At 75.8% G+C, this 24724-nt stretch carries 27 protein-coding genes; 13 read left to right on the plus strand and 14 right to left on the minus strand.

What is annotated here, in order from left to right; genetic code table 11:
* Positions 1–185: 185 nt before the first annotated feature.
* Together ACFV1L_RS12155 and ACFV1L_RS12160 are read right to left on the minus strand one after the other, a co-directional pair.
* On the minus strand, positions 186–659 hold the full coding sequence (locus ACFV1L_RS12155; RefSeq protein WP_380365188.1) for a GNAT family N-acetyltransferase: 474 nt from the start codon (positions 657–659) through the stop codon (positions 186–188).
* Positions 660–673: 14 nt separating this feature from the next.
* Complete coding sequence (locus tag ACFV1L_RS12160; protein WP_380365159.1) at positions 674–1051, minus strand: ArsR/SmtB family transcription factor; 378 nt, start codon at positions 1049–1051, stop codon at positions 674–676.
* A 112-nt stretch (positions 1052–1163) separates the two neighbouring features.
* Here ACFV1L_RS12160 and ACFV1L_RS12165 point away from each other — a divergent pair, with 112 nt between their 5' ends.
* Positions 1164–2546 carry an FAD-dependent oxidoreductase gene (locus ACFV1L_RS12165; protein ID WP_380365160.1) on the plus strand — a complete coding sequence of 461 codons (1383 nt, stop codon included), beginning with the start codon at positions 1164–1166 and terminating at the stop codon, positions 2544–2546.
* Positions 2547–2585: 39 nt separating this feature from the next.
* Here ACFV1L_RS12165 and ACFV1L_RS12170 read toward each other — a convergent pair whose 3' ends face one another.
* The 3 genes from ACFV1L_RS12170 to ACFV1L_RS12180 form a co-directional block, all read right to left on the minus strand.
* Complete coding sequence (locus ACFV1L_RS12170; RefSeq protein ID WP_380365161.1) at positions 2586–3455, minus strand: hypothetical protein; 870 nt, start codon at positions 3453–3455, stop codon at positions 2586–2588.
* 244 nt (positions 3456–3699) lie between these two features.
* Positions 3700–4698, minus strand: coding sequence for a glycosyltransferase family 2 protein (locus tag ACFV1L_RS12175; RefSeq protein ID WP_380365162.1), 999 nt, complete (start codon positions 4696–4698; stop codon positions 3700–3702).
* A gap of 244 nt (positions 4699–4942) precedes the next feature.
* Entirely contained in the window at positions 4943–5755 is an 813-nt protein-coding gene (locus tag ACFV1L_RS12180; RefSeq protein ID WP_380365163.1) for a lytic transglycosylase domain-containing protein, read from the minus strand.
* 549 nt (positions 5756–6304) lie between these two features.
* Here ACFV1L_RS12180 and ACFV1L_RS12185 point away from each other — a divergent pair.
* From ACFV1L_RS12185 to ACFV1L_RS12195, 3 genes are all read left to right on the plus strand, one after another.
* The gene (locus ACFV1L_RS12185) at positions 6305–7612 is read left to right on the plus strand and encodes a metallophosphoesterase (RefSeq protein WP_380365164.1); all 1308 of its coding nucleotides are present in this window, start codon (positions 6305–6307) and stop codon (positions 7610–7612) included.
* 88 nt (positions 7613–7700) lie between these two features.
* Positions 7701–7871 (plus strand): hypothetical protein, encoded by a 171-nt coding sequence (locus tag ACFV1L_RS12190; protein WP_380365165.1) that lies wholly within the window; start codon positions 7701–7703, stop codon positions 7869–7871.
* The gene (locus ACFV1L_RS12195; RefSeq protein WP_380365166.1) at positions 7856–8140 is read left to right on the plus strand and encodes a hypothetical protein; all 285 of its coding nucleotides are present in this window, start codon (positions 7856–7858) and stop codon (positions 8138–8140) included. The genes ACFV1L_RS12190 and ACFV1L_RS12195 overlap by 16 nt, the downstream gene beginning before the upstream one ends.
* A 10-nt stretch (positions 8141–8150) precedes the next feature.
* Here the strand turns inward: ACFV1L_RS12195 and ACFV1L_RS12200 are convergent, their stop codons facing one another.
* Entirely contained in the window at positions 8151–8606 is a 456-nt protein-coding gene (locus ACFV1L_RS12200; RefSeq protein WP_380365167.1) for a DUF2000 family protein, read from the minus strand.
* Between the two features lie 49 nt (positions 8607–8655).
* Between ACFV1L_RS12200 and ACFV1L_RS12205 the strand changes: the two genes are divergently transcribed.
* The 3 genes from ACFV1L_RS12205 (at position 8656) to ACFV1L_RS12215 (ending at position 12181) form a co-directional block, all read left to right on the plus strand.
* Complete coding sequence (locus ACFV1L_RS12205) at positions 8656–9462, plus strand: AraC family transcriptional regulator (RefSeq protein WP_380365168.1); 807 nt, start codon at positions 8656–8658, stop codon at positions 9460–9462.
* 153 nt (positions 9463–9615) lie between these two features.
* The gene (locus tag ACFV1L_RS12210) at positions 9616–10842 is read left to right on the plus strand and encodes a PQQ-binding-like beta-propeller repeat protein (RefSeq protein ID WP_380365169.1); all 1227 of its coding nucleotides are present in this window, start codon (positions 9616–9618) and stop codon (positions 10840–10842) included.
* 139 nt (positions 10843–10981) lie between these two features.
* Complete coding sequence (locus tag ACFV1L_RS12215) at positions 10982–12181, plus strand: glycoside hydrolase family 6 protein (RefSeq protein WP_380365170.1); 1200 nt, start codon at positions 10982–10984, stop codon at positions 12179–12181.
* Here the strand turns inward: ACFV1L_RS12215 and ACFV1L_RS12220 are convergent.
* Positions 12165–12695: a MarR family winged helix-turn-helix transcriptional regulator gene (locus ACFV1L_RS12220; RefSeq protein WP_380365171.1), complete on the minus strand. Its 531-nt coding sequence runs from the start codon at positions 12693–12695 to the stop codon at positions 12165–12167. The genes ACFV1L_RS12215 and ACFV1L_RS12220 overlap by 17 nt on opposite strands.
* Before the next feature lie 113 nt (positions 12696–12808).
* Here ACFV1L_RS12220 and ACFV1L_RS12225 point away from each other — a divergent pair, with 113 nt between their 5' ends.
* Both ACFV1L_RS12225 and ACFV1L_RS12230 read left to right on the plus strand, forming a co-directional pair.
* Entirely contained in the window at positions 12809–13663 is an 855-nt protein-coding gene (locus tag ACFV1L_RS12225) for an alpha/beta fold hydrolase (protein WP_380365172.1), read from the plus strand.
* A 57-nt stretch (positions 13664–13720) separates the two neighbouring features.
* The gene (locus tag ACFV1L_RS12230; protein WP_380365173.1) at positions 13721–14077 is read left to right on the plus strand and encodes a VOC family protein; all 357 of its coding nucleotides are present in this window, start codon (positions 13721–13723) and stop codon (positions 14075–14077) included.
* Between the two features lie 6 nt (positions 14078–14083).
* On the opposite strand, the gene ACFV1L_RS12235 is transcribed toward ACFV1L_RS12230, so the two are convergent.
* On the minus strand, positions 14084–14443 hold the full coding sequence (locus tag ACFV1L_RS12235; protein WP_380365174.1) for a 5-carboxymethyl-2-hydroxymuconate Delta-isomerase: 360 nt from the start codon (positions 14441–14443) through the stop codon (positions 14084–14086).
* 106 nt (positions 14444–14549) lie between these two features.
* The gene (locus ACFV1L_RS12240; protein WP_380365175.1) at positions 14550–14927 is read right to left on the minus strand and encodes an ArsR/SmtB family transcription factor; all 378 of its coding nucleotides are present in this window, start codon (positions 14925–14927) and stop codon (positions 14550–14552) included.
* A gap of 93 nt (positions 14928–15020) precedes the next feature.
* Here ACFV1L_RS12240 and ACFV1L_RS12245 point away from each other — a divergent pair, with 93 nt between their 5' ends.
* The 3 genes from ACFV1L_RS12245 (at position 15021) to ACFV1L_RS12255 (ending at position 19696) form a co-directional block, all read left to right on the plus strand.
* Positions 15021–16994: a heavy metal translocating P-type ATPase gene (locus ACFV1L_RS12245; protein ID WP_380365176.1), complete on the plus strand. Its 1974-nt coding sequence runs from the start codon at positions 15021–15023 to the stop codon at positions 16992–16994.
* Positions 16991–17410, plus strand: coding sequence for a (2Fe-2S) ferredoxin domain-containing protein (locus ACFV1L_RS12250; RefSeq protein WP_380365177.1), 420 nt, complete (start codon positions 16991–16993; stop codon positions 17408–17410). Before ACFV1L_RS12245 ends, ACFV1L_RS12250 begins: the two co-directional genes overlap by 4 nt.
* 255 nt (positions 17411–17665) lie before the next feature.
* Positions 17666–19696, plus strand: a complete 2031-nt coding sequence (locus ACFV1L_RS12255) for a SpoIIE family protein phosphatase (protein WP_380365178.1) — start codon at positions 17666–17668, stop codon at positions 19694–19696.
* Here the strand turns inward: ACFV1L_RS12255 and ACFV1L_RS12260 are convergent.
* Positions 19674–20096, minus strand: a complete 423-nt coding sequence (locus ACFV1L_RS12260) for an SRPBCC family protein (RefSeq protein ID WP_380365179.1) — start codon at positions 20094–20096, stop codon at positions 19674–19676. The genes ACFV1L_RS12255 and ACFV1L_RS12260 overlap by 23 nt on opposite strands.
* A gap of 192 nt (positions 20097–20288) precedes the next feature.
* Between ACFV1L_RS12260 and ACFV1L_RS12265 the strand changes: the two genes are divergently transcribed.
* On the plus strand, positions 20289–20936 hold the full coding sequence (locus ACFV1L_RS12265; protein WP_380365180.1) for a hypothetical protein: 648 nt from the start codon (positions 20289–20291) through the stop codon (positions 20934–20936).
* 61 nt (positions 20937–20997) lie between these two features.
* Here the strand turns inward: ACFV1L_RS12265 and ACFV1L_RS12270 are convergent, their stop codons facing one another.
* From ACFV1L_RS12270 to ACFV1L_RS12285, 4 genes are all read right to left on the minus strand, one after another.
* Positions 20998–21387 carry a M48 family metallopeptidase gene (locus ACFV1L_RS12270; RefSeq protein ID WP_035858159.1) on the minus strand — a complete coding sequence of 130 codons (390 nt, stop codon included), beginning with the start codon at positions 21385–21387 and terminating at the stop codon, positions 20998–21000.
* 102 nt (positions 21388–21489) lie between these two features.
* On the minus strand, positions 21490–22926 hold the full coding sequence (locus tag ACFV1L_RS12275; protein ID WP_380365181.1) for a hypothetical protein: 1437 nt from the start codon (positions 22924–22926) through the stop codon (positions 21490–21492).
* Between the two features lie 202 nt (positions 22927–23128).
* On the minus strand, positions 23129–23608 hold the full coding sequence (locus ACFV1L_RS12280; RefSeq protein WP_380365182.1) for a Zn-ribbon domain-containing OB-fold protein: 480 nt from the start codon (positions 23606–23608) through the stop codon (positions 23129–23131).
* A gap of 197 nt (positions 23609–23805) precedes the next feature.
* A complete protein-coding gene (locus tag ACFV1L_RS12285) occupies positions 23806–24522 on the minus strand; it encodes a TetR family transcriptional regulator (RefSeq protein ID WP_380365183.1) in 717 nt (238 codons plus the stop codon).
* Positions 24523–24724: the final 202 nt, after the last annotated feature.

Here is a 24724-nt window from a genome sequence, read left to right on the forward strand (position 1 = left end):
CTGCGGCTGCGGCGACGCCTTCCGCCGGAGCGTCCGCACCCGTCCGGTCGGCCGTACGGGCCGGGCCGCCGGTGCCCGAGACGGAGGGGCTGAACGCGGTGGACGGGCGGACCAGGTACGTCGAACCGGTCGACCGCCCGCCCGTGCGGGACGCCCGGACCCCGCAGTAGCGGCCTGACGGCGCGTCAGCCGATGATCGGGCTCCGGCGCTCGATCAGGACGGTGTCGCGCCACACCCCGTGGTGGCGGGCGACCCGCTCGCGGGTGCCGACGACGCGGAAACCGTGCCGGGCGTGCAGGGCGAGGCTGGCGGCGTTCTCCGGGAACACCGAGGACTGGACCGTCCAGATCCCGGCCGCCTCGGTGGAGGCGATCAGTGCCTGCAGCAGGGCGCCGGCCACGCCGCGGCCGCGGTGCTCGGGGTGGACGTACACCGAGTGCTCGACCACCCCCGCGTACACGGGGCGGGAGGAGACCGCACCGACCGCCGCCCAGCCCAGGACGCGCCCCTGGGCATCGAGGGCGACGTACCGGTGGCCGGGCAGCCGGGCCGCGTCGAAGGCGCCCCAACTCGGGGGCTGCGGCTCGAAGGTGGCGTTGCCCTCGGCAATGCCCGCGCGGTAGATCGCCAGGACCTGGTCGGCGTGCTCGGGCGTCATGGCGGTGATCACGGTCAACGGCCCTCGGTCGGGCGGTGGTCGAGGTCGAGCAGCGCGGTGAGGCCAGCCAGGGCGGACGGCTCGACCCGGTAGTAGACCCAGGTGCCGCGCCGCTCCGAGCTGAGGAGCCCGGCCTCGCGGAGCTTCTTCAGGTGGTGGGAGACGGTCGGCTGGGAGACGCCGACGTCCTGGATGTCGCAGACGCAGGCCTCGCCGCCCTCGTGCGAGGCGATCTTGGAGAAGAGCCGCAGGCGCACCGGATCGCCGAGCGCCTTGAACGCGGCGGCCAGGCGCACCGCGTCCGGCTCGGAGAGTTCGGCCGAGCCGAGGGGCGGGCAGCACGCGGCGGCCGCGGACTCGAGGACCGGCAGCCCGACACTGGAATTCGACATACGTCTATGTTGACATTCGTCGAAGCAAGGGGCAAGGTCGGAACCGCCATCACATCGACGTTCATCGAAACAGGTGCCCGGGTCGAGCCCCGAACACCGCGAAGGGACCGCCATGACCGCCAGCCCCGACCGCTCCGAGCTGCCCGTCCTGGTCGTCGGCGCCGGCCCGATCGGCCTGGCCGCCGCCGCCCACCTGCTGGAGCGCGGCCTCGAACCCCTGGTGCTGGAGGCCGGCCCCACCGCCGCCACCTCCGTGCGCGGCTGGTCGCACGTCCGCCTGTTCTCCACCTGGGCCGAACTGGTCGACCCCGCCGCCGAGAAGCTGCTCGCCCCCACCGGCTGGACCCGCCCGGACCCGGCGGCCTACCCGTCCGGCGGCGACTGGGTAGCCCAGTACCTCCAGCCGCTCGCCGACGCCCTCGGCGACCGCGTCCGCTACGGCGCCAGGGTCACCGGCATCGCCCGTGCCGGGCGCGACCGGATCGTCGACGCCGGGCGCGCGGACCAGCCCTTCACCGTCCACGTGGCCCACCCGGACGGCGCCGAGGAACGCCTGCTCGCCGCCGCCGTCATCGACGCATCCGGCACCTGGACCACCCCCGGCCCGCTCGGCGCCGACGGCCTGCCCGCCCTCGGCGAACGCGCCGCCGCCGGCCGCATCGCCCGCCGCATCCCGGACCTCGACGACCCCGCCGTGCGCGCCCGGTACGCCGGCCGCCGCACCGCCGTCGTCGGCACCGGCGCGTCCGCGTTCACCGCCCTCGCCGCCCTCGCCGACCTGGCCCGGCACGAACCCGGAACGCACGCCGTCTGGGTGCTGCGCCGCGGCATCACCGGCTCCACCTACGGTGGCGGCACAGCCGACCAGCTTCCCGCCCGCGGCGCCCTCGGTCTCGCCGCCCGGAAGGCCGTCGAGGACGGCCGCGCCGACGCCCTCACCGGCTTCCGCACCACCGCCGTGGAACCCGCCGCCGACGGCCGCCTCGTGCTGCGGGCCGAGGACGGCCGCCGCAGCGAACCCGTCGACGAGATCCTGGTCCTCACCGGCCTGCGCCCCGACCTGAGCTTCCTCGACGAGCTGCGCCTGGCCCTGGACGACCGCCTCCAGGCCCCCACCGCGCTGGCCCCGCTGATCGACCCGAACCAGCACTCCTGCGGCACCGTCTACCCGCACGGCGCCCGCGAGTTGGCGCACCCCGAGCAGGACGTGTACCTGGTCGGCATGAAGTCCTACGGCCGCGCGCCGACGTTCCTGGCGATGACCGGCTACGAGCAGGTCCGCTCGGTGGCCGCCGCGCTGGCCGGCGACCACGAGGCCGCCGCCCGGGTCGAACTCACGCTCCCCGAGACCGGAGTCTGCGGCGGATCGGGCCGCTACGACGAGCCCGAGCCCGAGGCCGAGCAGTCGGGCGGCTGCTGCACCACCGCGCCCGCCGCGCCGGTGCCGCTCGCGCTGACCGTGCTCGGCAGCGCCTCGGCGGGCGGTTGCTGCTGACCGTCCAACGGCCCGACGGACGGTCAGCAGCCCTGTTGGTCAGGCGGATTCGGAGGCGTTGGCGGTCTGCTGCGGGATGGTCGCCACCGCCAGCTCGGCCGGCTGGGGCTTCGTCAGCGGGGCCACGGGGGCCGGGGCCGCCTCGTCCGCCCCGCCCGGGGTCGCCGGGGCGGCGGCGGTCGGCACCGGTGCGCCCGGCGCGGTGGCGGCCGGGGCGGCGGTGGGTGAAGTCGGGGCGGTGGGCTGGATCTTGTCGTCGCGTTCGTCGTCGCCCGCGCCGTCGCGGGTGGTCAGGACGGTGTCGAAGATCTCGCGGAGCTTGTCGGTGGCCTGCTTGGAGAACAGGCCGCACAGGCCGGCGATCCCGGCGAAGCCGTACGGGTTGGTGGCGGTGCCGTCGGTGCCGTTGGCGAACAGGCCGCCGCGCAGCAGGAAGTAGACCAGCAGGGCGAGGGCGCCGCCGATCGCGGTGCGCAGCAGGTACCAGGGCAGCCAGCTCGGCAGGAGCTGGCGGTTGCCCGCGTAGGTGGCGAAGGACGTGGCGGCGTGCACGAAGCTGCCGAGCCCGCTGGCCGCCAGGACGGCCACCAGCATCGCGGTGTTGGAGGTCAGGTGCCAGGGCCCGAGTCCGAGCACGCTCCACGGCATCGGATCGGAGACCGGGGCGCGTTCGGCGGTCAGCGTGGTGAGCGGCGTCCAGACGCTGATCAGCGCGGCGACGCAGACGAACGCCTCGGCCAGCAGCAGCACGCCGAGCAGCAGGACCGCCCACCCCGCCATCTGCTGCTGGGGCGGGAGTTGAACGGTCGACGCCGGGCCGGGGCCGCCGTCGGCGGAGTACACGTCGGAAACGGGGTCCGGGGCGGGGTCCGCGGCCCGGTCGGCCGGCGGGGAGACAGGGGCAGTCATCGGGGAGTTCGCCTTCCGGTCCGGTGGTGCACGGAGAGGGTGCACGGAGGTGGCGCGGCAGAGCCGGTCGCGGGGAGGGACTCTACCGTCCGGGTCGGACCGACGATGCGTCAGGACGCCCGGCCGGAACGCGAGATGGCCCGCCCGCGGCGCCCGCGGCCGTCCACCGCCGCGAACCGCCACCATCGGCCCCCACTGGAGCGTGTACCCGCCAGGGGGCGCGGGAAAGCGCGGAGCGCCGGACTCAGCGCCGCACGCCCGCCAGCCGGGAGAACTTGGCGACCTCGAAGGTGGCGTACGAATTCGACGCCAGCAGCGAGAACTTGATGCCCTCGCGGCCCTCGGGCCGGCGGTAGCCGGCCGGGAGGAACCGCTTGTAGTGCTCGGCGGCGCGCTGGAAGAACTGCGGGCGCTCGGCGCGGCTCAGGCAGCCCGGCAGGTCGAAGACGAACAGGTAGTGGCGCACCATCCGGGTGAACAGGTGCGCGCGCAGCTCGGACGTGACCGGCACGGCGTCGGCCGGCTGCGCGTCCAACTGCTCGAAGGTGCCCTCGTAGCGGTCGAACAGGTCGAAGTGGCTCGCGCCCTCGCTGCCCGCCGGGTGCAGGGTGTGCCGGCGGCGGATGGTGACGCACTCGCGGTCGAGCACCGCGATGCGGGCGGCGGCCATCAGCGAGCGGTGCACCGCCGGGACCTCCTCGTAGAAGCCGTCCGGGAAGGCCGGCGCGGTGCCGGTGCGGATCAGCCGGTCCCACACCAGCGGCGGCGCGCCGAACACCTCCGGGTGCTCGGCCGCGGTGAACACGCCCGGACCGGCGGCGGCCAGCATCTCCGCCGCGTTGCCCGGCCAGACCTTGTCCCGGTACTCGCGGTTGTGGCCGAACAGCAGCAGGTCCACCTCGCCGGTCTCGGCGAGCCGGGCGTCCATCGCCTCGAACGCGTCCGCCGGGAGCAGGTGGTCGGCGTCCAGGAACAGCAGGTACTGGCCGCGCGCGTGCGCCGCGCCCGCCATCCGGGCCCGCCCGATGCCGGGCTCCGCGTCCAGCCGCAGCACCCGCACCCGGGCGTCGCGCAGCTCGTACGCCTCCAGCAGCCGCTCCTCCGGGCAGTGCGGGGAGGGCGTCTGCACCACGATGATCTCGAACTCGCGGAAGGACTGCCCGAGCAGGGAGTCGAGACACTCCTTCAGTTGTCCTTGCTCGTCGTAGGCGGGCAGCACGACGGTGATCAGTGGTGGGGCCATGGGCGGGAGGCTAGGGGCGGGGACAGCCTCAGGCAAAGGTCGGAAGCCGCTCGAAAGCGGCTATTCCGGACAGCTGTCGCGGGACGTTCGCCGAATCTTCACCAAATGGACACGATCGTGCGATGAAATGTCCGGATAGAGGGCGGAACGCCGCGACTTGCTGACGTATCGTCAGATGTACGCATGGTGGTGGAGCTGCGCACACACCGTGCCGAACGCGCCCCGAGAAGTGCGCCCAGCGCCCTCAGTACCAGTTGTGCGCCTGCCAGAACGACCACGCCGCGCACGGGCTGCCGTACGTCTCGTTCATGTACTGCAGGCCCCACTTGATCTGGGTCGCCGGATTGTCCTTCCAGTCCGCACCCGCCGACGCCATCTTCGAACCCGGCAGCGCCTGCATCAGCCCGTACGCACCCGAGGACGGGTTGGTCGCGTGCACGTTCCAGCTGCTCTCCCGCTCCACGATGTTGCTGAAGCACTGCAGCTGGCCCGCCGGGACGATCTGCGCCGCGATCTGCTGCGGCGTCCCGCTGTACGTCGGCGCGGAAGCGGCGGTCGAGGCGAACGCGGACGCGCTCGGCGTGCTGCTCGGCAGCGCCTGACGCTGCTGCGAGCGCGAGGCCGCCTCCTGACGGGCCTTCGCCTCCGCCGACGCCTTCGCCGAAGCCGAGGCCGAAGCCGAGGCCGAAGCCTCCGCCTTCGCGGACGCTTCGGCCTCGGCGGACGCTTCGGCCTTCGCCCTGGCCTCCGCCTCGGCGCTGGCGCTGGCACTGGCGCTCGCCTCGGCGTCCGCCTTGGCCTTCGCCTCGGCGCTCGCGCTCGCGCTGGCACTGGCGCTCGCCTCGGCCGCGGCCTGCGCGGAGGCGGCGTCCGCCGCCGGCTGCAGGCCGTTCGCCGGGACCGGGTGGGCGGCGGCCTCGGCCGGCGCGGCGTCCTGCGGCAGGGCGATGGCCAGGGTGGCGGTGCCCGCGACGGCCAGGGTGGCGATGCCCGTCACCACGGCGTGACGGTGACGGCGGAGCTTCTCCGAGAAGCTGAGCGTCCTGCGGTGCTGCATGGCGACCTCTTCTGCTCGTACGGGCCGGACGGCCGGTCGGACACGGCGGCCGCCGACCGGCACGCGGCGCGGCACGGCGCCGATGCGGCACAGCACTTGCACGAACGTGGCAGGCGGGAACAGCGGACCGGGTGGGACCGGCCGGACTGCCCGGCGGACGGGGGACATTCTTGGCAGACCACGGAGAGTCGCTCAATGGGCCCGAAAACTACGCTCCGTCGTAGTGGGACGGCCGGCGGACGCCGAGCCGGACGGCCCCCGGAGCCCCGCCCGCCGGCCCGGACCGCACGGCCGCCGCCTCCCCCGCAGACCGGCGCTGACCTGCGACATCGTCCCGCCCGAGCGGGCGGGCGCGGAGCCGCGGCAGGCGCTGTCGGCCGGACCGGCCGGGAACCGACTATCGAGGACCGTAGGAGCCCGCCGCGATGTGCGCGGGCTCACAGCAACCGCGCGCCCGTCGGAACGCACCGCACCCGCTCGGCCACGCCCGGTCGACCGGAACGGCACCCCGGTCACAGCCCGCGACCGCCCCGCCCCGATACTTGCCGCATGGTGATCGCGGTGGTGGTCGGAGTGGCTGCGGTGCTCGGCCTGTTCGGGGCGGCGCACTGGTACCTGTGGCGGCGGCTGGTCCGCGACGTCTCCCGCCCCGGCGGCCGGTACCGGCACACCGGCACCGTGCTCGCCGTCCTGCTGCCCCTGCTCTCCGTCCTCGCCCTGGTCGGCAGCCGGGTCTTCCCGCTCGCCGTGCAGCGCTGGTTCGCCTGGCCCGGGTACCTGTGGCTCGCCGTCCTCCTCTACCTCCTGCTCGCGCTGCTGGCCGGCGAACTGCTGCGCCCCCTGCTGCTCCGGCTGGCGCGCCGCCGGGCCCCCGCCGCCGGGCAGCCCGCCGCGGCGGCCGTCCCCGAGCCGGTGGCGGTCGAAGCGGTGGCCTCCGACGGGGCGGCCGCCCCCCGGCCGACGGCTCCCGGGGCGGCGCTCCCCGAGCCGGAGCCCGGCGCCCCGGTGCCCTCCGGCCCGACCGCCGCCGAGCCGTCCCGGCGGCTGTTCGTGTCGCGAGTGGTGGCCGGGGCTGCCGCCGGGGTCGCCGTCGGCGTGGTGGGCAACGGCACGTACGGGGTGCTGCGCGGGCCGCGGGTGAAGCAGGTGACGGTGCCGCTGGCGAAACTGCCGCGGGCCGCGCACGGCTACCGGATCGCGGTGGTCAGCGACATCCACCTCGGACCGATACTCGGCCGGGCGCACACCCGGCGGATCGTCGACACCATCAACGCCGCACAGCCCGACCTGGTCGCCGTGGTCGGCGACCTGGTCGACGGCAGCGTCGCCGAACTCGGCCCCGCCGCCCACCCGTTGGCGGATCTGCGGGCCACGGACGGCGCGTACTTCGTCACCGGCAACCACGAGTACTTCTCGGGCGCCGCGCCATGGGTCGAGTTCGTCCGCGAACTCGGCGTCCACCCGCTGGAGAACGCCCGGGTCGAACTGCCCTGGTTCGACCTCGCCGGCGTCAACGACATCGGCGGCACCGCGCAGGGCCAGGGCCCCGACTACGCCAAGGCGCTGGACGACCGCGACCGCGGCCGGGCCGCCGTCCTGATGGCCCACCAGCCGGTGACCGTCCACGACAGCGTCCGCCACGGCGTGGACCTCCAACTCTCCGGGCACACCCACGGCGGCCAGCTCTGGCCCGGCAACTACCTCGCCGAACTGGCCAACCCGACCGTGGCCGGCCTGGAGCGGTACGGCGACACCCAGCTGTACGTCACCCGGGGCGCCGGTGCCTGGGGCCCGCCCGTCCGGGTCGGCGCCCCCTCCGACATCACCGTGGTCACGCTCGCCTCGCTCCGGGCCTGAGGGGCCCTGGCGGTCCGAGGGCCGTCAGGAGCGGCGCGGCCGGAAAGCCGTTGGCCGGGGCGGAGGCCCGCCCGGCAGGATCTCCGCCATGGAACGAGAGCCGCAGCGGAAGCCGCAGCGGAAAGAGGGAGTGCCCGCGGTCGACCTGGCGTTCATCGCCGAGCAGTGCGCGGCGCTGGTCGCCGACAACCACGGCCGGCAACTGGAGACCGGAGCATCGACGGACTGGCCGAACTCGACGCCGTGTGCGCCGAGTTGATCGCCGACGGCCCGCTCGACGATCCGCGGACTGGCCTGTGGTGGCGGCTGGTCGGCGCCTGCACCGGCGAGGTGATGGTCCGCTGCTGCGGCGGCGAGTGGGCCGACGCCGGCGACGACTCCGACGGCCCCGCCGTCCGGGCGCCCGGCCTCACCGCGTTCCCCTTCAACACCGCGCACCGGGTGCTGCTCGGCGAGGAGGGCAAGAGCCTCCCGTCCTCCGCGAGCCTCGTCGCGGCGATCGCCCGCCACCGCGGACTCGCCGGCTGACGGGCACCCGTCACGGGTGCATGCGCGCCCCCTTGAGCACCTTGTCCACCGCGTTGCGCGGACCGTGCAGCGCCAGCCCCACCAGATCGAGCGCCGCCGTCGGCACCGCGCGCACCGCGGCCCGGTTGTCGCGGTCGTTGCCGGTGCCGAACAGCTCCGCGGTGAACACCGCCACCGGCAACGACCGGGCCAGCGCCCGGCCGTGCGCCGCGGACAGCAGCACCCCGTCGCCCTCGAACACCAGCACCGGCTGACGGAACATCGGCAGGTACGGCGTGCCGTCCGCGTCCGCGTACGGTTCGCCGATCAACTCCGGTACGGCGGTGCCCAGCCCGCTCACCACGAAGGCCGTCACGTTCAGCCGCTGCCACGGTGCGAGGTCCGAGCGGAGCAGGACGGCGATCTTCGTGTCGGAGCGAGGGGCGGAGGCCGGGGCGGCGGGGGAGGGGAGCGGGTGCGTGTCCATGGAGTGAGCGTGCCCCGCCCGGCGGTGCGCGGTCTTGTACGTTCTTTGCATGGCGACGACGGCGGCCCGGCAGGAGATCACGGCCTGGCGGCCGCGCGTCCCCGGCGTGGTCGAGGTGCTGCACGCGCACCTCACCGAACACCGCTACCCCATGCACGTCCACGACTCCTGGACGCTGCTGATCGTCGACGACGGCGCCGTCCGCTACGACCTCGACCGGCACCGCCGGGGCACCCCCCACGGCACCGTCAGCCTGCTGCCGCCGCACGTCCCGCACAACGGGTCCCCGGCCACCGAGGGAGGCTTCCGCAAGCGCGTCCTCTACCTCGAAACCGGCCGGATCGGCGAGGAGTTGATCGGACCGGCGGTCGACGGACCGGACCTCGCGGACCCGCTGCTGCGGCAGCGCGTCGGGCAGCTGCACGCGGCGCTCGGCCGGGCCGGGGAGGAGTGGGAGGCGGCGAGCCGGCTGGCGCTGATCTGCGCGCGGCTGCGCGAACTGCTGCGCCCGCGGGCCGCCGGGCCCGCCGAGCCGGTCGGCCGGGGAGTCGCCCACGACCTGCGCGACCTGCTGGACGCGCGGCTCACCGAGCGGACCACGCTCGACGAGGCCGCGAACCTGCTCCACGCCCACCCCGCGCACCTGGTCCGCGCGTTCACCGCCGCGTTCGGCCTCCCCCCGCACCAGTACCTCACCGCCCGCCGCGTCGACCGCGCGCGCCGCCTCCTCCTGGACGGCCACCCGCCGGCCGCCGTCGCCACCGCCCTCGGCTTCCACGACCAACCCCACCTCACCCGCCACTTCCGCCGCATCCTCGGCACCACCCCGGGCAGGTTCGTCCGCGGACGGCGGTAGCCGCCCCCGTCCGCGCGGTCGGGGAAACGGGATCACCCCGGGTGCGAGGGGCGGGGGGCGGGTGCGTACGCTCTGGGGCGTTCGGGTGCGGATGAGCGGGGGGCCGGGGTGGCGAAGGACGCGGGGGCCGGGTCGACGGGTCGCGGACGGCGGGTGGCCGTCAGGGCTGGTGCGGCCGTGGGCGCGGCCGTGCTGGCGGTCGGGGCGGCGTGGCTGTTCCTCGGCGATTCGGGGTACTGGCCGGGGGCGTCGCTGACGCGCGCCTGGGAGTCCGACCGGGACGGGACGTCGTCGGAGGACGGGGCGCACCGGACGTGGGCGGTCGGGGACACCCTGGTGCGCGGCCGGTTCAACAGCGTGACGGGGTTCGAGGCCGGGACGGGCCGCAAGCGGTGGGAGTACCTGCCGCCGGGGCACAGCCGGATCTGCGCGACCAGTACGGCTGTTGACGGTTCGCTGGTGCTGGTCGCGTACGGCGACCTGGCCGGGACGGCGGGCCGGGGCTGTCCGACCGTCGCCGCGCTGGACCTCTCCGACGGCCGGGAGCTGTGGCACGGCGACCGCAGGACGTGGGAGCTGGAGGCGGGCCGGTCCAACGAGGACCTCCTGGCGGTCGGCGGCGGGCTCGGCGTGGTCCTGGACGCCGGCGTCGACGCCGGCGCGGTGCGCGCCGTCGACCTGCGCACCGGTGCCGCGCGGTGGACCGCCGCCGTGCCGGCGGGGTGCCTGCCGGGGAAGGTGGCGTCGGCGCCCGGGCAGGTGCTCGCGGTGCTCACGTGCGAGGGCGAGGTGAAGCTGGCCGCGTTCGATCCGGGCAGCGGGGCCTCGCGCTGGACCGTGCCGCTGGACGAACGCCGGGGCGTCGCCGACCGCGCCGCGGTGACGGTGGTGTCCACCGCCCCGATCGTGCTGCGGGCCGACGAACGCGGCCAGGGCCTCGACGCGTTCCTCGTGTTCGGGCCGGACGGCCGCCCGACCTCCCGGGTGGAGGCCACCGGCGAGCACTACGGCTCGATCGGGACGGACTTCGCCGTCTCCGGCGGGCGGCTGTTCGCCCACACCACCGTCAGGAGCAAGGACCGCCTGGTCGCGTTCGACCTGACCACGGGCACCGAGGCGTGGCAGGCCGACATCGGCCGGGCCAAGGCCCACTTCCGGGCCCTGCACGCCGAGGACGGCCGGGTCATGGTCCTGATGTACTCCAGCCGCTACCACGACAGCCTGACCGTCCTCGACGCCCGCACCGGCGACGAGAAGGAGGACCGGGCCTTCCGCGACCACGCGGGCGACGTCGTCGACGTCTTCGCCCACGGCGGCCTGGTGATCACCGTCCGGGCGGGCGGCGGCGCCCGCCCGTTCGCCGGGTACGAGCGCTGGTGACGCCCGGCGCGGAGTGAAAGTTTCACACCGCGGGCCCGGTGCGGCGGCGGGTGCGGCGCGCGGGGGTTGACGGTGCGTCGGGCGGGATGGGTGCATGGCCGCTCCGTTGGATGCCGACGTCTGCTGGGAGAGATCCGCCATGCGCCCACCCCACCCCGTGCGAGCCGCACTGTCGCTCGCCGTGCTTCTCGCGTCCGGTCTCGGGCTCGCCGTCGCCCCGTCCGCGGGGGCCGCCGAACCGGCGTCGCCGACGCTGGCGGCGGACTCCCGGTTCTACGTCGATCCGGGCAGCAAGGCCGCCCAGCAGGCGCTGACCGACCTGAAGGCGCACGACCTGGCGGGCGCGAAGGCGATGGCCGAGCTCGCGTCCTGGCCGGTCGCGCAGTGGTTCAACGGGACGGCGACGCCCCAGCAGACCACGGACGCGATGGCCGCGCTGCAGGCGAAGGCCGCCCGGGCCCGGCAGGTGCCGGTGGCGGTCGCGTACAACGTGCCGGGCCGGGACTGCTCGCAGTACTCGGCGGGCGGGGCGGCCAACAGCGCCGAGTACGCGCAGTGGATCGACGCCCTCGCGCGCGGCATCGGCGACCGGACGACCGTGGTGGTGCTGGAGCCGGACGGCCTCGCGCTGTCCCCGGCGTTCTGCGGCGGCACCGCCGCCCAGCAGCAGGACCGCCTCGCCGAGATCGGCGCGGCCGTCGACCGCCTGGCGCAGCAGCGCGGCGCGCTGGTCTACCTGGACGGCGGCCACAGCGGCTGGCAGAACGTCGGCACGCAGGCGCAGTTGCTGATCGACGCCGGCGTGGACCGCGCCCGGGGCTTCTTCCTGAACGTGTCGAACTACATGACCGACGCCTCGCTGGTCCGGTACGGCACCCAGGTGTCGAAGTGCGTCTGGTACCTGGAGCACAACCCCGGTGCCACCGGCGACAGTTGCGCCAACCAGTACTGGCCGGAGGCGGACGCGGACGCCTGGTACGCGGCGAACGTCCCGGCGGACGCGACGCTGGTCCGCTTCGTGATCGACAGCAGCCGCAACGGCCAGGGCCCGTGGACGCCGCCGGCCGGCAAGTACACCGACGCGCAGACCTGGTGCAACCCGCCCGGCCGCGGTCTGGGCACCCGCCCGACCGCCGCGACCGGCGTCGCGCTGCTCGACGCGTACCTGTGGATCAAGGTGCCCGGCGAGTCCGACGGCAGCTGCACCCGCGGCACGGCCGGGCCCGCCGACCCCGAGTACGGCAGCGTCGACCCGGTCGCCGGCGGCTGGTGGCCCGAGCAGGCGCTGACCCTCGCCCGCAACGCCGCGCCGAAGCTCGGCTTCAACCCCGGCCGCTGACGCCGGACGGCCCGGGCGCGGCCGCCCCCGCCCCGCCCGGGCCCGGCCGTCCGCCCGGTCCGTGCCGGGCGACCAGGGCCCGCATGGACGCCAGGAAGCCCGTGACGGCGGCGAGTTCGGCGGGGGAGAGGCCGTCCACCAGGGCGACGGCGTCGCCGATCAGCGGGCCGAAGAAGCCCTCGCCGAGGGCGATCGCCCGGTCGGTGACCTCCAGCAGGACGCGGCGCCGGTCGTGCGGGTCGCGGGTGCGGCGGACGTGGCCGAGCCGTTCGAGGCGGTCGAGGACGGCGGTGGTGCCCGCCGAGTTCAGGCGCAGCTCGCGGCCGAGCAGGCCGGGCGTGGCGGGGGTGCCGGCCCGGGCGGCGTCCAGCAGGGCGATCAGGGCGCGCAGGTCGGTCGGGTGCAGGTCGTTTCGGCGGGCGAAGTCGGCGGCCAGCAGGTCGAGTTCGACGGTCAGGGCGCGGAGCTGATGGACCGTCTGCAGGCCGTCGCCGTCGCGGAGTTCGTCGGTCATGCGGTACGGCCTTTCGACGGGGGCGGGTGCGCGGACGGGCGGACAGGTGCATAGTATCTCGCCGGGCGAGACAATCGCTCAGCGAGACAACCCTGCCCGTGGAGGCTGCCGCCATGGCGTTCGACCGTTCCGCCTTCCTGTCCGCGTACGACACCCTGCTCGGCCGCTGGCCCGTCCCCGTCGAGACCCTGGACCTCGACACGGCGTACGGCGCCACCCGGGTGAACGCCGCCGGACCGGCCGGCGGGCTGCCGCTGGTGCTGATCCACGGAGGCGGCGCCACGGCCGCCAGCTGGTGGGCGAACATCGGCGAACTCGCCCGCGAGGCCCGGGTGTTCGCCGTGGACCGGATCGGCGAGGCGGGCCGCTCCGCGAGCGGCGGGCGACAGCCGCTGCGCCGCGTCGAGGACCTGCACGGCTGGCTGGACGCCGTCCTCGACGGACTCGGCCTCGACCGCGCCGACCTGTGCGGACACTCCTACGGCGGCTGGATCGCCCTGAGCTACGCGCTGCGCCGCCCCGACCGGGTCGACCGCCTCGCCCTGCTCGACCCCACCGGCAGCTTCACCTCCTACTCGCCCCGCTACCTGCTGCACGCCGCCCCCATGCTGGCCCGCCCGAGCGAGGTCCGGGCCCGCGCCTTCCTCGCCTGGGAGACCGGCGGCATCCCGCTCGACCCGGACTGGACCCGCCTGTACGGCCTGGCCGCGACCTTCCCCGCCGCCCGGCCGGTCACCGGGCCCCGCCCCCGCCCCGAGGCGCTGGCCGCCCTCCGCGCCCGCTGCCTCGTCCTGGCCGCCGCCGGCAGCCGCTCCCACCGCCCCCGCACCCTGGTCGACCGCGCCGCCGCCCTGCTCCCGCAGGCCGAGGTCCGCACCCTGCCGGACGTCTCCCACCACGCCCTGCCCTACACCCGGGCGGCCGAGCTGAACGCGGAGCTGACGGCCTTTCTGGCCCGCCGGCCCTGACGGCGCGGGGCGCTACCGTCGAAGGCGGCGAGTGGCGTCGACGGGAGGAGAGCGGTCGTGGCGGTGCGCAGGGTGGTGCCGAACGTACGGGTGACGGACCGGCGGGCGATGGGGGAGAGCCGGGAGTTCTACGCGCGGCTCGGCTTCGAGGAGGTGATGGACCTCGGCTGGATCACGACCCTGGCCGCGCCCGGCAGCCCCACCGCACAGGTGAGCCTCATGACGGGGGACGCGACCGCGCCCGTGGCGCCGGACCTGAGCGTCGAGGTGGACGACGTGGACGCCGCGTACGCGGCGGTGCGGGCCGCCGGCGCGGAGATCGTGCACCCGTTGGCCGACGAGGAGTGGGGCGTGCGCCGGTTCTTCGTCCGGGACCCGAACGGGCGGGTGGTGAACGTCCTCGGGCACCGGTGAGCGGGACTACCAGCCGGTGCGCAGCCGGTAGGACGGGGTGAGGTCGCGGACCTCGGCGGAGCGGACGACCTGGCGGCCGAGGACGGGCCGCAGGTGCTTGTCCAGCAGCCGCAGCACCTCCTCGGACAGCCGCGCCTTCAGCCCCTCCGGCCGACCCGGCAGCAGCCCGATCGCGATGTGCACGAAGGCGGTCAGCTGCCCGTCCGCGTCGTCCACCCAGGTCTCCGCCGCCTGCCGGAAGAAGGTCTTGCACACGCCCCGGGAGGCCACCCACTCGCGCACCAGCGGGTGCAGTTCGCGGACGAAGCCGGGGCGGTCGAAGGAGTCGGCCAGCTGGGGCGAGTAGTCGACGGTGATGTGGGGCATGGCGGACCTTCTTCGCGCAGATGCTTGGCTTCTACACCTGCCATTGAATCCCCGCCCACCCCGGGCGCCGCGCCCGGGGTCCCACATGGCGGACGGCCCGCGGCGGTCAGTCGGCGGCCGCGGACCCCGGCGGGACGTCGCGGATGCCCAGGCGCAGGTGCTCCACGTGGTACAGCGCCTGGTCGAGCAGCTCGGCGACGTGGTTGTCGTACAGCGCGTAGACGATCGACCGGCCGTGGCGCTCGCCGGTGACCAGCCCGAGGTTGCGCAGCAGCCGCAGCTGGTGCGAGCAGGCGGACGCCTCCAGGCCGACGGCCTCGGCCAGTTCGCCCACCGAGCACGGCCCCTCCTGCAGCCGGGCCAGGATGTGCAGCCGGGACGGCGTGGCCAGCGCCTGGAGGGTGGCCGCGACGTCGGCCGTTCCGACGGCATCCAGGCGCTCGCGGGTGGTGGCGCTGGTGGCGGTGTCGGTTCCGTGGCCCATGCGCTCATCATACTCACCACACCTGAAGACCTGTTCAGATGTTCCGGTATGGTGGCCGTGTCGTCCCGTCCGCCCGCGAAGGGTTGCACTGCCATGTCCTCCGTCCTGGACCGGCGGCCCGCGCCGCCCGTCGCCGCGCCCCGCCCGGCCCCGCCGAAACGGCGCACCCGCGTCCTGGCGCTGCCCGAAGCCCGGTGGGCACTGGCCGCCCTGCTGCTCTTCCTGGCCGCCCTCCCGCTCGACCTGGCCGGCGCCCCCGCCTGGGCCTGGGGCCCGCTGTACGCCCTCGCCTACGCCACCGGCGGCTGGGAGCCCGGCTGGGCCGGCCTGCAGGCCCTGCGCGAGAAGACCCTCGACGTCGACCTGCTGATGATCGTCGCCGCCCTCGGCGCCGCCGCCGTCGGACAGGTGATGGACGGCGCGCTGCTGATCGTCATCTTCGCCACCTCCGGCGCACTGGAGGCGATCGCCACCGCCCGCACCGCCGACTCGGTCCGCGGCCTGCTCGACCTGGCCCCCGCCACCGCCACCCGGCTGACCGCCGGCCCGGGCCCCGCCGAAGAGACCGTCCCCGTCGAGGAGTTGGCGGTCGGCGACACCGTGCTCGTCCGGCCCGGCGAACGGATCGGCGCGGACGGCCGGGTCCTCGACGGCGCCAGCGAGGTCGACCAGGCCACCATCACAGGCGAGCCGCTGCCGGTCGCCAAACGGCCCGGCGACGAGGTGTTCGCCGGCACCCTCAACGGCACCGGCGCACTGCGCGTCCGGGTCGAACGGGACGCCACCGACTCGGTGATCGCCCGGATCGTCGCCATGGTCGAGGAGGCGTCCGAGACCAAGGCCCCCACCCAGCTGTTCATCGAGAAGGTCGAACAGCGGTACTCCCTCGGCATGGTGGCCGCCACCCTCGCCGTGTTCGCCGTCCCGCTCGCGCTCGGTGCCGCGTTCACCGACTCGCTGCTGCGCGCCATGACCTTCATGATCGTCGCCTCGCCGTGCGCGGTCGTCCTCGCCACCATGCCGCCGCTGCTGTCCGCGATCGCCAACGCCGGTCGGCACGGCGTCCTGGTCAAGTCCGCCGTCGTGATGGAACGCCTCGGCCAGGTCGACACCGTCGCCCTCGACAAGACCGGCACCCTCACCGAGGGCACCCCCCGGGTCACCGACATCCGCCCGCTGCCCGCCGCCGGACTGACGGAGGACCAGCTGCTCGCCCTCGCCGCCGCCGCCGAACACCCCAGCGAACACCCCCTCGCCCGCGCCCTCGTCGACGCCGCCCGCACCCGCCGGCTCCCGCTCGCCACCGCCGAGGACTTCACCGCCACCCCCGGCGTCGGCGTCACCGCCACCGTCGGCGGACGCACCGTCACCGTCCGCGCCCCCGAACGCGACTGCCCCGCCACCGGCAGCACCGTCGCCGCACTGGAGGGCGCCGGACGCACCGCCGTCGTCGTCGCCACCGACGGCACCCCCGTCGGCGTGCTCGGCCTCGCCGACCGGCTGCGCCCCGACGCCGCCGCCACCGTCCGCGCCCTCACCGCCCTCACCGGCGACGCCCCCGCGCTGCTCACCGGCGACAACCCGCGCGCCGCGCGCCGACTGGCCGAGGAGGCCGGCCTCGGCGAGGTCCGGGCCCAGCTGCTGCCGCAGGACAAGGCCGCCGCCGTCCAGGAGTGGGAACGCGCCGGCCGCAAGGTGCTGGTGGTCGGCGACGGCGTCAACGACGCGCCCGCGCTCGCCGCCGCGCACACCGGCCTCGCCATGGGCCGGGCCGGCTCCGACCTCGCCCTGGAGACCGCCGACGCGGTGATCGTCCGCGACGAACTCGCCACCGTCCCCGCCGTGGTGGCGCTCTCCCGGCGCGCCCGCACGCTGGTCGTGCAGAACCTGGCCGTCGCCGGCGCGTTCATCACCGTCCTGGTGGCCTGGGACCTGCTCGCCCCGCTCCCGCTGCCGCTCGGCGTGCTCGGCCACGAGGGATCCACCGTCCTGGTCGGCCTCAACGGCCTGCGCCTGCTGCGCGAAGCCGCCTGGACCGGCGCCCTCCGCGCAGGAGGCACCGCATGAGCCGCCGCTCCGACCGCACCCGGCAGACCGCCGAAGCCGCCGCCGCGGCCCGCTGCACCGTCACCGTCTGCCGCGGCTGCTGCTGCGGCGTGGCCGCCAAGAACCCCCGGCTCGACCACGAGGCCCAGCTCGACGACCTGCGCACCGCACTGGCCGGCGTCGCCGCCGTCCGGCGCACCGACTGCCTGGACGCCTGCGAACAGGCCAACGTGATCGTGGTCCAGCCCTCCGCCGAGGGCCGCCGGGCGGGCGGCCGGCCCGTCTGGCTCGGCCTGGTCAACGACCGCGACGCCGCCGCCGACATCACCGCCTGGGTCGCCGCCGGCGGCCCCGGCCTGGCCGAGCCGCCCGCCGTGCTCGACCTGTACGCCTTCCGGCCGTCCCGCCGGGTCCGGGCCGAACTGGAGTCCGAGTAGCGACCGCGGCGCGCAGCCCGCCACCTCGGCTGCGCGCCGCCGGCGCACCGGCCGGCGCCGGGTGAAAGCCGCACATCGGCGGCGGAAAACCGGGCGCGGCCATTGGCCCGGCCGGAGCCGGGAGTGTAGGAATGGGCGTATGACCCGGTTTCGGGCAGCACCCGGCGGACACAGCGTGGCGGGCCAGGCCTCCCCGCGCCGGACGCCCATGGGCCGCCGCGAACCCCTGAGCCCCGCACGGCGCGGACGGCGCGGATGACCGACCAGCCGCCCGAGACGCCCCGCGACGCCGAACCGGCCGTGGTCCGCGAAGGCGTGCTGCTGATCGGCGCCGGCCCCGCCCTGCTGTTCGCCAACGACGAGGCCCGCCGGCTGCTCGAACTGCCCGCCGACTGCGAGGGCCGCCCGCTCGGCGCGCTCGGCCTGCCGCCCGCCCTGACCGCCCTGCTCGACGGCGGCCACGACCTCACCGACGCACCCGTCGCCGTGCACGGCCGCACCCTCGGCCTCGACCTGCGCCCCACCGACCGGGCCGGCGGCCCGCCCTGCCGGCTCGCCACCCTGCGCGACACCGCGGCCCTCGCCAACCCCGACACCGCCCGCCGCCGCCTCGAACTGCTGTACCGGGCCGGCGCGTCCATCGGCACCACCCTCGACATCACCCGCACCTGCCAGGAACTCGCCGCCGCCCTCGTCCCCGACTTCGCCGACTTCGCCTGCGTCGACCTGTACGAGGGCGTCCTCGACGGCGGCGAACCCCGCCCCGGCCGGCACCGGCCGCTGCGCCGCGCCGCGCTGTCCGGCATCACCGCGCAGCCCCCGCTGCTCGGCCCCGGCGCGCCCGTGCCGATGATCCCCGGCACCCCGCGGGCCCGGGCCGTCGCCGCCTCCCGCTCGGTCGTCGAACCCGACCTGTCGGCGGCCCTCGACGCCTGGGACGAAGTCAGCCCCGGCACCGTCGACGCCATGCGCGACGAACAGGTGCACACCCTGATCGCGGCGCCGCTGTGCGTCGGCGACACCCTGCTCGGCGTCGCCACCTTCTGGCGGGCCCGGCCCCGGCCGGTGTTCGACGCCGAGGACGGCGCCCTCGCCGAGGAACTCACCGCCCGGGCCGCCGTCCAGGTCGACAACGCCCGCCGCTACACCCGCGAACACACCATGGCGGTCGCCCTCCAGCACAGCCTGCTGCCCGCCGGCCTGCCCCAGCAGCAGGCCCTGGAGGTCGCCTCCCGGTACCTGCCCGCGCAGGCCGGCGTCGGCGGCGACTGGTTCGACGTCATCCCGCTGTCCGGCGCCCGGGTCGCCCTGGTGGTCGGCGACGTGGTCGGCCACGGCGTGCACGCCGCCGCCACCATGGGACGGCTGCGCACCGCCGTGCACACCTTCTCCTCGCTCGACCTCGCCCCCGAGGAACTGCTCGGTCACCTGGACGCCCTGGTCAACCGCCTCGACCAGGAGAACCCCCGCCCCGACGGCGCGGAACGCCCGATCACCGGCGCGACCTGCCTGTACGCCGTCTACGACCCGGTCTCCCGGCGCTGCACCTTCGCCCGGGCCGGCCACCTGCCGCCCGCCGTCGTCCACCCCGACGGGCGGGTGGAGATCCCCGACCTGCCCGGCGGACCGCCGCTCGGCATCGCCGGCCTGCCCTACGAGGCCGCCGAACTGGAGCTCGCCGAGGGCAGCCGGCTGGTGCTGTACACCGACGGGCTGGTCGAGTCCCGCGCGCACGACCTCGACCACGGCATGAAGCTGCTGCGCGCCGCGCTCTCGCACCCCGGCCGCAACCCGTGGCAGATCTGCGACGACCTGCTGGAGGCGCTGCTGCCCGCCAATCCCGCCGACGACATCGCCCTGCTGGTGGCCCGCACCCGGGCCCTGCCCGCCGACCACGTCGCCGACTGGGACGTCCCCGCCGACCCGGCCGCCGTCGCCCGGATCCGCGCCGCCGTCACCGGCAGGCTGGAGGAGTGGGGCCTGACCGAGCAGGCGTTCGCCGCCGAGCTCGTGCTCAGCGAACTGATCACCAACGCGATCCGGCACGCCATCGGTCCGATCCGGGTCCGGCTGCTGCGCGACCGGGCCCTGATCTGCGAGGTCTGGGACGGTTCCGCCACCTCCCCGCACCTGCGGCACGCCACCGACACCGACGAGGGCGGCCGCGGCCTGTTCCTGGTCGCCCAGCTCGCCGAGCGCTGGGGCACCCGCTACCCCGCCAGCGGCAAGGTGATCTGGGCCGAACTGGCGATCGACGAGCCGCTCACTCCTCGCACAGCTGCTTGAACAGCCGCAGGTCGGACCGGACCGCCTCCTCCACCGCCCGGCTCTGCGCGAACCCGCGCGGACCGCCCAGCGCCTCCTTCAACTCCTCCGGGTCGTACTCCAGCCGCACCTGCACCCGGGTGTGCGTGGCGTCCAGCGGGCGCAGCGCGAAGGTGCCGCGCAACGGCGGGCCGTCGGTCTCCCAGCTCATCACCCGGCCGCGCCCGTGGTCGGTCAGCTCCGCGTCCACCCGGTGCCGCTCGCCGCCGAACTCCACCTCCAGGTCCGCGTGCCGCCGCCCGCGCGCCGTGGCGTGCACCACGCCGCCCACGAACTCCGGGTACTCCGCCACCCGGTGCAGCTGCGACCAGGCCGTCCCCACCGGGGCGGTCACCTCGATCTGCTCCTCCAAGGTCCGCATCGCGCGCACCTCCGCATCGTCGACGCTCCCTTCCAGCGTGCAAGGGACGGCGGTCGGCGGCAAAGGCGACCGGCGCGGGGCCCCGGCCCGGCGCCGTCGCGGGGCGCGGGGCGGACGGCGGATCGGCTATCGTTCCGGCCAGCCGCTTCGACCGGCCGGAACGACCAATACGAATACCTGTCGGGGGACTTGATGAACGATCAGCCCAATCCGCCGCTGCCGCCCGGTGGGCCGCCGGCGGACCCGAAGGCGTCGGCCGCCAAGACCTGGGGCGTGATCGCCGCCGTGGTGAGCGCGGCGGCCGGTGTGGCGAGCGCGATCGCGGCCTTCATGGGCGGCGGCTCGGGCGGTCCCGCCGCCGCGCCCCCGCCGGCCGCGCAGGCCACCGCCACCGCCCCGGGCCAGGCGTCCGGCGGGACGGCGACGGGCGGGACGGGCGGCGCGCCGACCGCCGGGAACGCGGCGGCGGTGCGCTGGTCCGGAAAGGTCCGGTTCGGGCTCTCCGGCCTCGACCTGTCGACCGTGCCGGCGAAGGCGCGCACCGGCGACACACTGGGCGGCAGCATCTGGCCGAGCGCACAGCGCAGCGGCAGCAGCGGCATGAAGATCAAGGGCCAGGTGGCCCCGTGGACCGGCCCCGGCGAGCCCACCGCGGAGGGCTGCCGCACCCTCCTGCAGACGCAGCCGCAGAAGGAGGTCGACGTGCTGGACGGCGACCGGGTGTGCGTCGTCGACGACCACTCGCCGATCGGCGTCGTCACCGTCACCGCCACCCACTACGACGCGGGCAGCTACGGCGAGCTGGAGGCCGACCTGACGGTGTGGAACCTGAAGCTCTGACCACGACGCGCAGGCCCCGGCCCCCGACGGACGGGGACCGGGGCCTGCGGGGCACGGCCGGTCAGGACTCCGGGAAGGCGCCGTCGAACGCGGCGGCCAGGCGGAGGTACGGGACCGCCTCGGCGTGCCGGCCCTGACGCTCCAGGACGCGGCCGAGGACGAGGTGCGCGTAGTGCTCCACCGGGTCGCGCTCGATCACCGCGCGCAGCTGCTCCTCGGCGCGGCGCAGCTGGGCGGAGTGGTAGTACGACCGGGCCAGCAGCAGCCGCGGGCCGACCTGCTCCGGGACCTCCTCGACCAGCTCGGCGAGGATCCGCGCGGCGTCCGCGTACGCCTTGGAGTCGAAGAACAGCTGGGCGCGGGCCCAGCGCTCGGCCACGGTGCCCTCGTGGAGGGTGGCCTGCTCCGGGCGCAGGCCCGTCGTGGTCTCCGGGCGGAAGTCGGTGGTCATGCCCTGCTCCTTCCCGTTTCCGGGTCCTCGTCGGACCTCCGCGGCCCGACAGGTGGTTGAACATTCACCTACCGGGGTCTATTCCGCACGGGAACGGGACGCTCAGAGCCCCGCGGCCAGATCCAGCAGGCGCAGCATCAACGGCACCGGCAACGCCGGGTTCGCCGCCGCCGGCCCCGGGCGCGCGCCCGGCTCCAGCAGGCGCAGCAGCACGTCCAGCGGCAGCCGCGGATCCGCCGCCGCCGCATCCGCCACCACCGGGTCCGGATCCTCCGCCAGCCGCGCCAGCACCCCGGTCGGCAGCTCCGGATCGCGCAGCGCCGCCCGCCGCAGCGCCGCCTCCGGCCGATCCGCCCACGCGGCCAGCCCCGGCGCCGCGAACCGCTCCAGGGCCGGCAGCGAGGCCGGGCCCAGCAGCTCCGCGTACACCGACCGCAGCAACTCGCCCGGCGCGTCCGCACAGTGCTCCGCCAGCGCCAGCCGCACCGGGAGCTCCGGATCCTCCGCCAGCAGCGCCGCCACCTCGTCCGGCAGCCGCTCCAGCGACGCCACCGCCCGCCGCACCAGCGGATGCCCCGAACCGGCCAGCCGCAGCAACTCCGCCGGATCGCCCGCCCGTTCGGCCACCCACGGCAGCTCGGGCGGCGCCCCGTCCGGCATCCGGAAGGCCACCGCCGCACGCTGCCGCTCGGTCAGGTCCGGCCGCAGCGACACCGCGAGCCGCACCGCCGGGTCCGGGTCCGCCGCCAGGGCCAGCGCCAGATCCGTCGGCAGCCGCGGATTGGCCGCCGCCGCCCGGCGGATCCGCGGATCGTCGTCCAGCACCAACCACTCGCCGAGCGCGCGCTCCAGGGCGGCCCCCGCCGCCGTCCGCTCGCGCCGCACCGGATCGCTCTCCGCTATGTACCCCGCCAGCGTCACCGGCAGCGGCCGCTCCACCCGCAGCGCCCGCTGCACCGCCGACCGGACCGCCGGATCGCGGTCCGCCCGCAGCGCCGTCCGCACCGGGAGCGGCAGTTGGGGCCAGCTGTCCGCCGCCACCGCCGCCGCCCGCACCAGTGGCGAGCCGTCCTGGGCCAGCCGCACCAGCAGCTCCGTCGGCAGGCCCGCGCAGCCCGGCACCCGGCGGCGGGTGTCCGGATCCCGGTCCGCCGCCAGCGCGGCCAGCGTCTCCGCCGGCAGCTCCACCCGGTGCGCCGCCGACGCCGCGGCCCGCCGCACCCGGCGCTCGCGGTCCGCGGCCAGCGCCGCCAGCACCGCCGGCGACAGGCCCGGCCGCTCCGCCAGCGCCGCCCGGACCCGCCAGTGCGGATGCCGCAGCGCCGTCTCCAGCACGCAGTCCGGCAGTTCCGGCCGCACCGCCAGCCAGCCCGGGCCGGCGCCCTCGCCGCCGTCGCGGGTGTCGCTCAGCAGCCGGCACAGCACCTCGGCCGGGGCCGCCGGATTGGCCGCGAGGCCGGTGCGCCACTCGCGGGCCGGCGGTGGACCGGACATCGGTCGCCAGACGGCGGCCGGCTGATGGGCGCTCAGATCGAGCACGTGCAGTACCTCCCCCGGAGCAGCAAACGTCACCGAGCCTACCCGCGTGGTGGCGCTCCGTGCACGGGATCGCGCCACCCCCACACCTGCGGTTCGCAGGATGTGGGAAGTGTGCGCGCGGTGCGGACCGCCGGGGGAGGGGAGAGGCCGGTGTCCGCGGCTCGGGTGGCACTCGGTGCCAGGGGAGGGATCCGACGGTGCGTCAGATCCGCGGCACCAGGCGGAAGGTGAGCACCCGGCCGCCCTCCTCGCTGGTCACCAGCTGCACCCGGGCCCCGATCGGCACCGCGCCCGGCAGGCCGCCGAGCACCGCCGCCTGCACGGTGAACCCCTCGTCCAGCACGATGAGGTACGGGCGGCCCAGGTGCGGGCCGCGGCGGGTCGGGCGCAGCAGCCGCTGCACGGTGCCCTGTCCGGACGCCACCGCCGGCTCCAGGTCCGCGGAGCCGCACACGGGGCACAGCAGGCAGGTGCCGGCGCTCGCCGAGTGGCACCAGTGGCAGCGGCGGTAGCGCAGCTGGGTCTCCACGACCGGGTCCGCGGGCTGTCGCTGGAACCCGGCCGGGACGAGGTGGGGAGCGAACGGGTCGGCCGCGGCGGTGAGTTGAGCCGCCGGGCCGGACAGGACGGGGGAAGCGGTCGGGGCCGCCGTCGGTGCGGCCGGGGCGAGGGTGGGGGTCATGGCCGTCTCCTTGCTGAGCCGGTGTGCGCCGCCGTACCGCCGCCCGGGCGGGCGTGCGGTCGGGGCGGTCTGCCAGAAGGGACGGTATGGCACTCAGTGCCCCGTGTAAAGGTACCGAGTGCCAGTCGGTCCATCGGACAATCCGCATGGCGGTCGGGGCCGGCGCCGGCCCCGCCGGCCGGCCCGGCGACCCGCGGTCAGGACTCCAGCGCCGCTTCCACGCCCTGCACCACCCGCCACATCGGCGTCCCCCGACGGGCCACCATGACGACCACCTCCTCGTCCTGCGACTCGGCCCGGCCCTCGGCCGCACCGTCGCCCCAGGTGTCGATCACCAGCTGCAGCGCCTCGTCCACCGCCGCGCCCACGTCGCCCTCGCCGCCCGAGCGCAGCCACGCCCGCAGCGCGAAGTTGTGCGCCGCGACCACCGCCGCCGCGATCACGTCCGCGCGCAGCGCGCCGTCCGACCGGGCCGCGTACCGGGTGCGCAGGTGGCTCGCCAGGGTGCGCTCATAGCGCCACACCACGGACAGCTCGTGGGTGCGCAAGTTCGGTACCTTCTTGGTGAGTTGGTAGCGGCCCACGGAGAACGCCGGGTTCCCCGCGTACATCCGCAGCACCAGCCGGGCCGCGTCGCAGACCTGCGCCACCGGGTCGCCCGCCGGGTCGGCCTGCTCCAGCAGCGCCGTCATGTCCGCCAGGCAGCCGTCGTGGTCCGGGAAGACCACCGCCTCCTTCGACGGGAAGTACCGGAAGAACGACCGCCGGCCGACGCCGGCGAGCGAGACGATGTCGTCGACGGTGGTCTGCTCGAAGCCGCGCTCCGAGAACAGCTCGAACGCCGCCTCCACCAGCGCGTCCCGCATCGTCGGCCGGGTCGCGGCGGTTCCGCCCTGCTCATGCACCTCGCTCATACCCCGGACGGTAGCACCGACCCGGAGGGCAAAGCTGGGCGAGGCGATACTGAGTGTGCATAATCGGGGGTACTGAGTGCCACCACCGAGGAGACTGCCATGACCCAGGACTTCGACCTCTTCCGGCTGAGCGAGGAGCACGAGATGCTCCGTGAGTCGGTGCGTTCGCTGGCGGAGGCGAAGATCGCGCCGTTCGCGGCGG

The sequence above is a fragment of the Kitasatospora sp. NPDC059646 genome (genome assembly GCF_042734615.1).
Lineage (GTDB): Bacteria > Actinomycetota > Actinomycetes > Streptomycetales > Streptomycetaceae > Kitasatospora.

What these genes read in the sequence shown, in the direction of transcription:
- ACFV1L_RS12155 (WP_380365188.1), bottom strand. Translation starts at nt 659, where the DNA reads ATGACGCCCGAGCACGCCGACCAGGTCCTGGCGATCTACCGCGCGGGC.
- ACFV1L_RS12160 (WP_380365159.1), bottom strand. Translation starts at nt 1,051, where the DNA reads ATGTCGAATTCCAGTGTCGGGCTGCCGGTCCTCGAGTCCGCGGCCGCC.
- ACFV1L_RS12165 (WP_380365160.1), top strand. Translation starts at nt 1,164, where the DNA reads ATGACCGCCAGCCCCGACCGCTCCGAGCTGCCCGTCCTGGTCGTCGGC.
- ACFV1L_RS12170 (WP_380365161.1), bottom strand. Translation starts at nt 3,455, where the DNA reads ATGACTGCCCCTGTCTCCCCGCCGGCCGACCGGGCCGCGGACCCCGCC.
- ACFV1L_RS12175 (WP_380365162.1), bottom strand. Translation starts at nt 4,698, where the DNA reads ATGGCCCCACCACTGATCACCGTCGTGCTGCCCGCCTACGACGAGCAA.
- ACFV1L_RS12180 (WP_380365163.1), bottom strand. Translation starts at nt 5,755, where the DNA reads ATGCAGCACCGCAGGACGCTCAGCTTCTCGGAGAAGCTCCGCCGTCAC.
- ACFV1L_RS12185 (WP_380365164.1), top strand. Translation starts at nt 6,305, where the DNA reads ATGGTGATCGCGGTGGTGGTCGGAGTGGCTGCGGTGCTCGGCCTGTTC.
- ACFV1L_RS12190 (WP_380365165.1), top strand. Translation starts at nt 7,701, where the DNA reads ATGGAACGAGAGCCGCAGCGGAAGCCGCAGCGGAAAGAGGGAGTGCCC.
- ACFV1L_RS12200 (WP_380365167.1), bottom strand. Translation starts at nt 8,606, where the DNA reads ATGGACACGCACCCGCTCCCCTCCCCCGCCGCCCCGGCCTCCGCCCCT.
- ACFV1L_RS12205 (WP_380365168.1), top strand. Translation starts at nt 8,656, where the DNA reads ATGGCGACGACGGCGGCCCGGCAGGAGATCACGGCCTGGCGGCCGCGC.
- ACFV1L_RS12215 (WP_380365170.1), top strand. Translation starts at nt 10,982, where the DNA reads ATGCGCCCACCCCACCCCGTGCGAGCCGCACTGTCGCTCGCCGTGCTT.
- ACFV1L_RS12220 (WP_380365171.1), bottom strand. Translation starts at nt 12,695, where the DNA reads ATGACCGACGAACTCCGCGACGGCGACGGCCTGCAGACGGTCCATCAG.
- ACFV1L_RS12225 (WP_380365172.1), top strand. Translation starts at nt 12,809, where the DNA reads ATGGCGTTCGACCGTTCCGCCTTCCTGTCCGCGTACGACACCCTGCTC.
- ACFV1L_RS12235 (WP_380365174.1), bottom strand. Translation starts at nt 14,443, where the DNA reads ATGCCCCACATCACCGTCGACTACTCGCCCCAGCTGGCCGACTCCTTC.
- ACFV1L_RS12240 (WP_380365175.1), bottom strand. Translation starts at nt 14,927, where the DNA reads ATGGGCCACGGAACCGACACCGCCACCAGCGCCACCACCCGCGAGCGC.
- ACFV1L_RS12245 (WP_380365176.1), top strand. Translation starts at nt 15,021, where the DNA reads ATGTCCTCCGTCCTGGACCGGCGGCCCGCGCCGCCCGTCGCCGCGCCC.
- ACFV1L_RS12250 (WP_380365177.1), top strand. Translation starts at nt 16,991, where the DNA reads ATGAGCCGCCGCTCCGACCGCACCCGGCAGACCGCCGAAGCCGCCGCC.
- ACFV1L_RS12255 (WP_380365178.1), top strand. Translation starts at nt 17,666, where the DNA reads ATGACCGACCAGCCGCCCGAGACGCCCCGCGACGCCGAACCGGCCGTG.
- ACFV1L_RS12260 (WP_380365179.1), bottom strand. Translation starts at nt 20,096, where the DNA reads ATGCGGACCTTGGAGGAGCAGATCGAGGTGACCGCCCCGGTGGGGACG.
- ACFV1L_RS12265 (WP_380365180.1), top strand. Translation starts at nt 20,289, where the DNA reads ATGAACGATCAGCCCAATCCGCCGCTGCCGCCCGGTGGGCCGCCGGCG.
- ACFV1L_RS12270 (WP_035858159.1), bottom strand. Translation starts at nt 21,387, where the DNA reads ATGACCACCGACTTCCGCCCGGAGACCACGACGGGCCTGCGCCCGGAG.
- ACFV1L_RS12280 (WP_380365182.1), bottom strand. Translation starts at nt 23,608, where the DNA reads ATGACCCCCACCCTCGCCCCGGCCGCACCGACGGCGGCCCCGACCGCT.
- ACFV1L_RS12285 (WP_380365183.1), bottom strand. Translation starts at nt 24,522, where the DNA reads ATGAGCGAGGTGCATGAGCAGGGCGGAACCGCCGCGACCCGGCCGACG.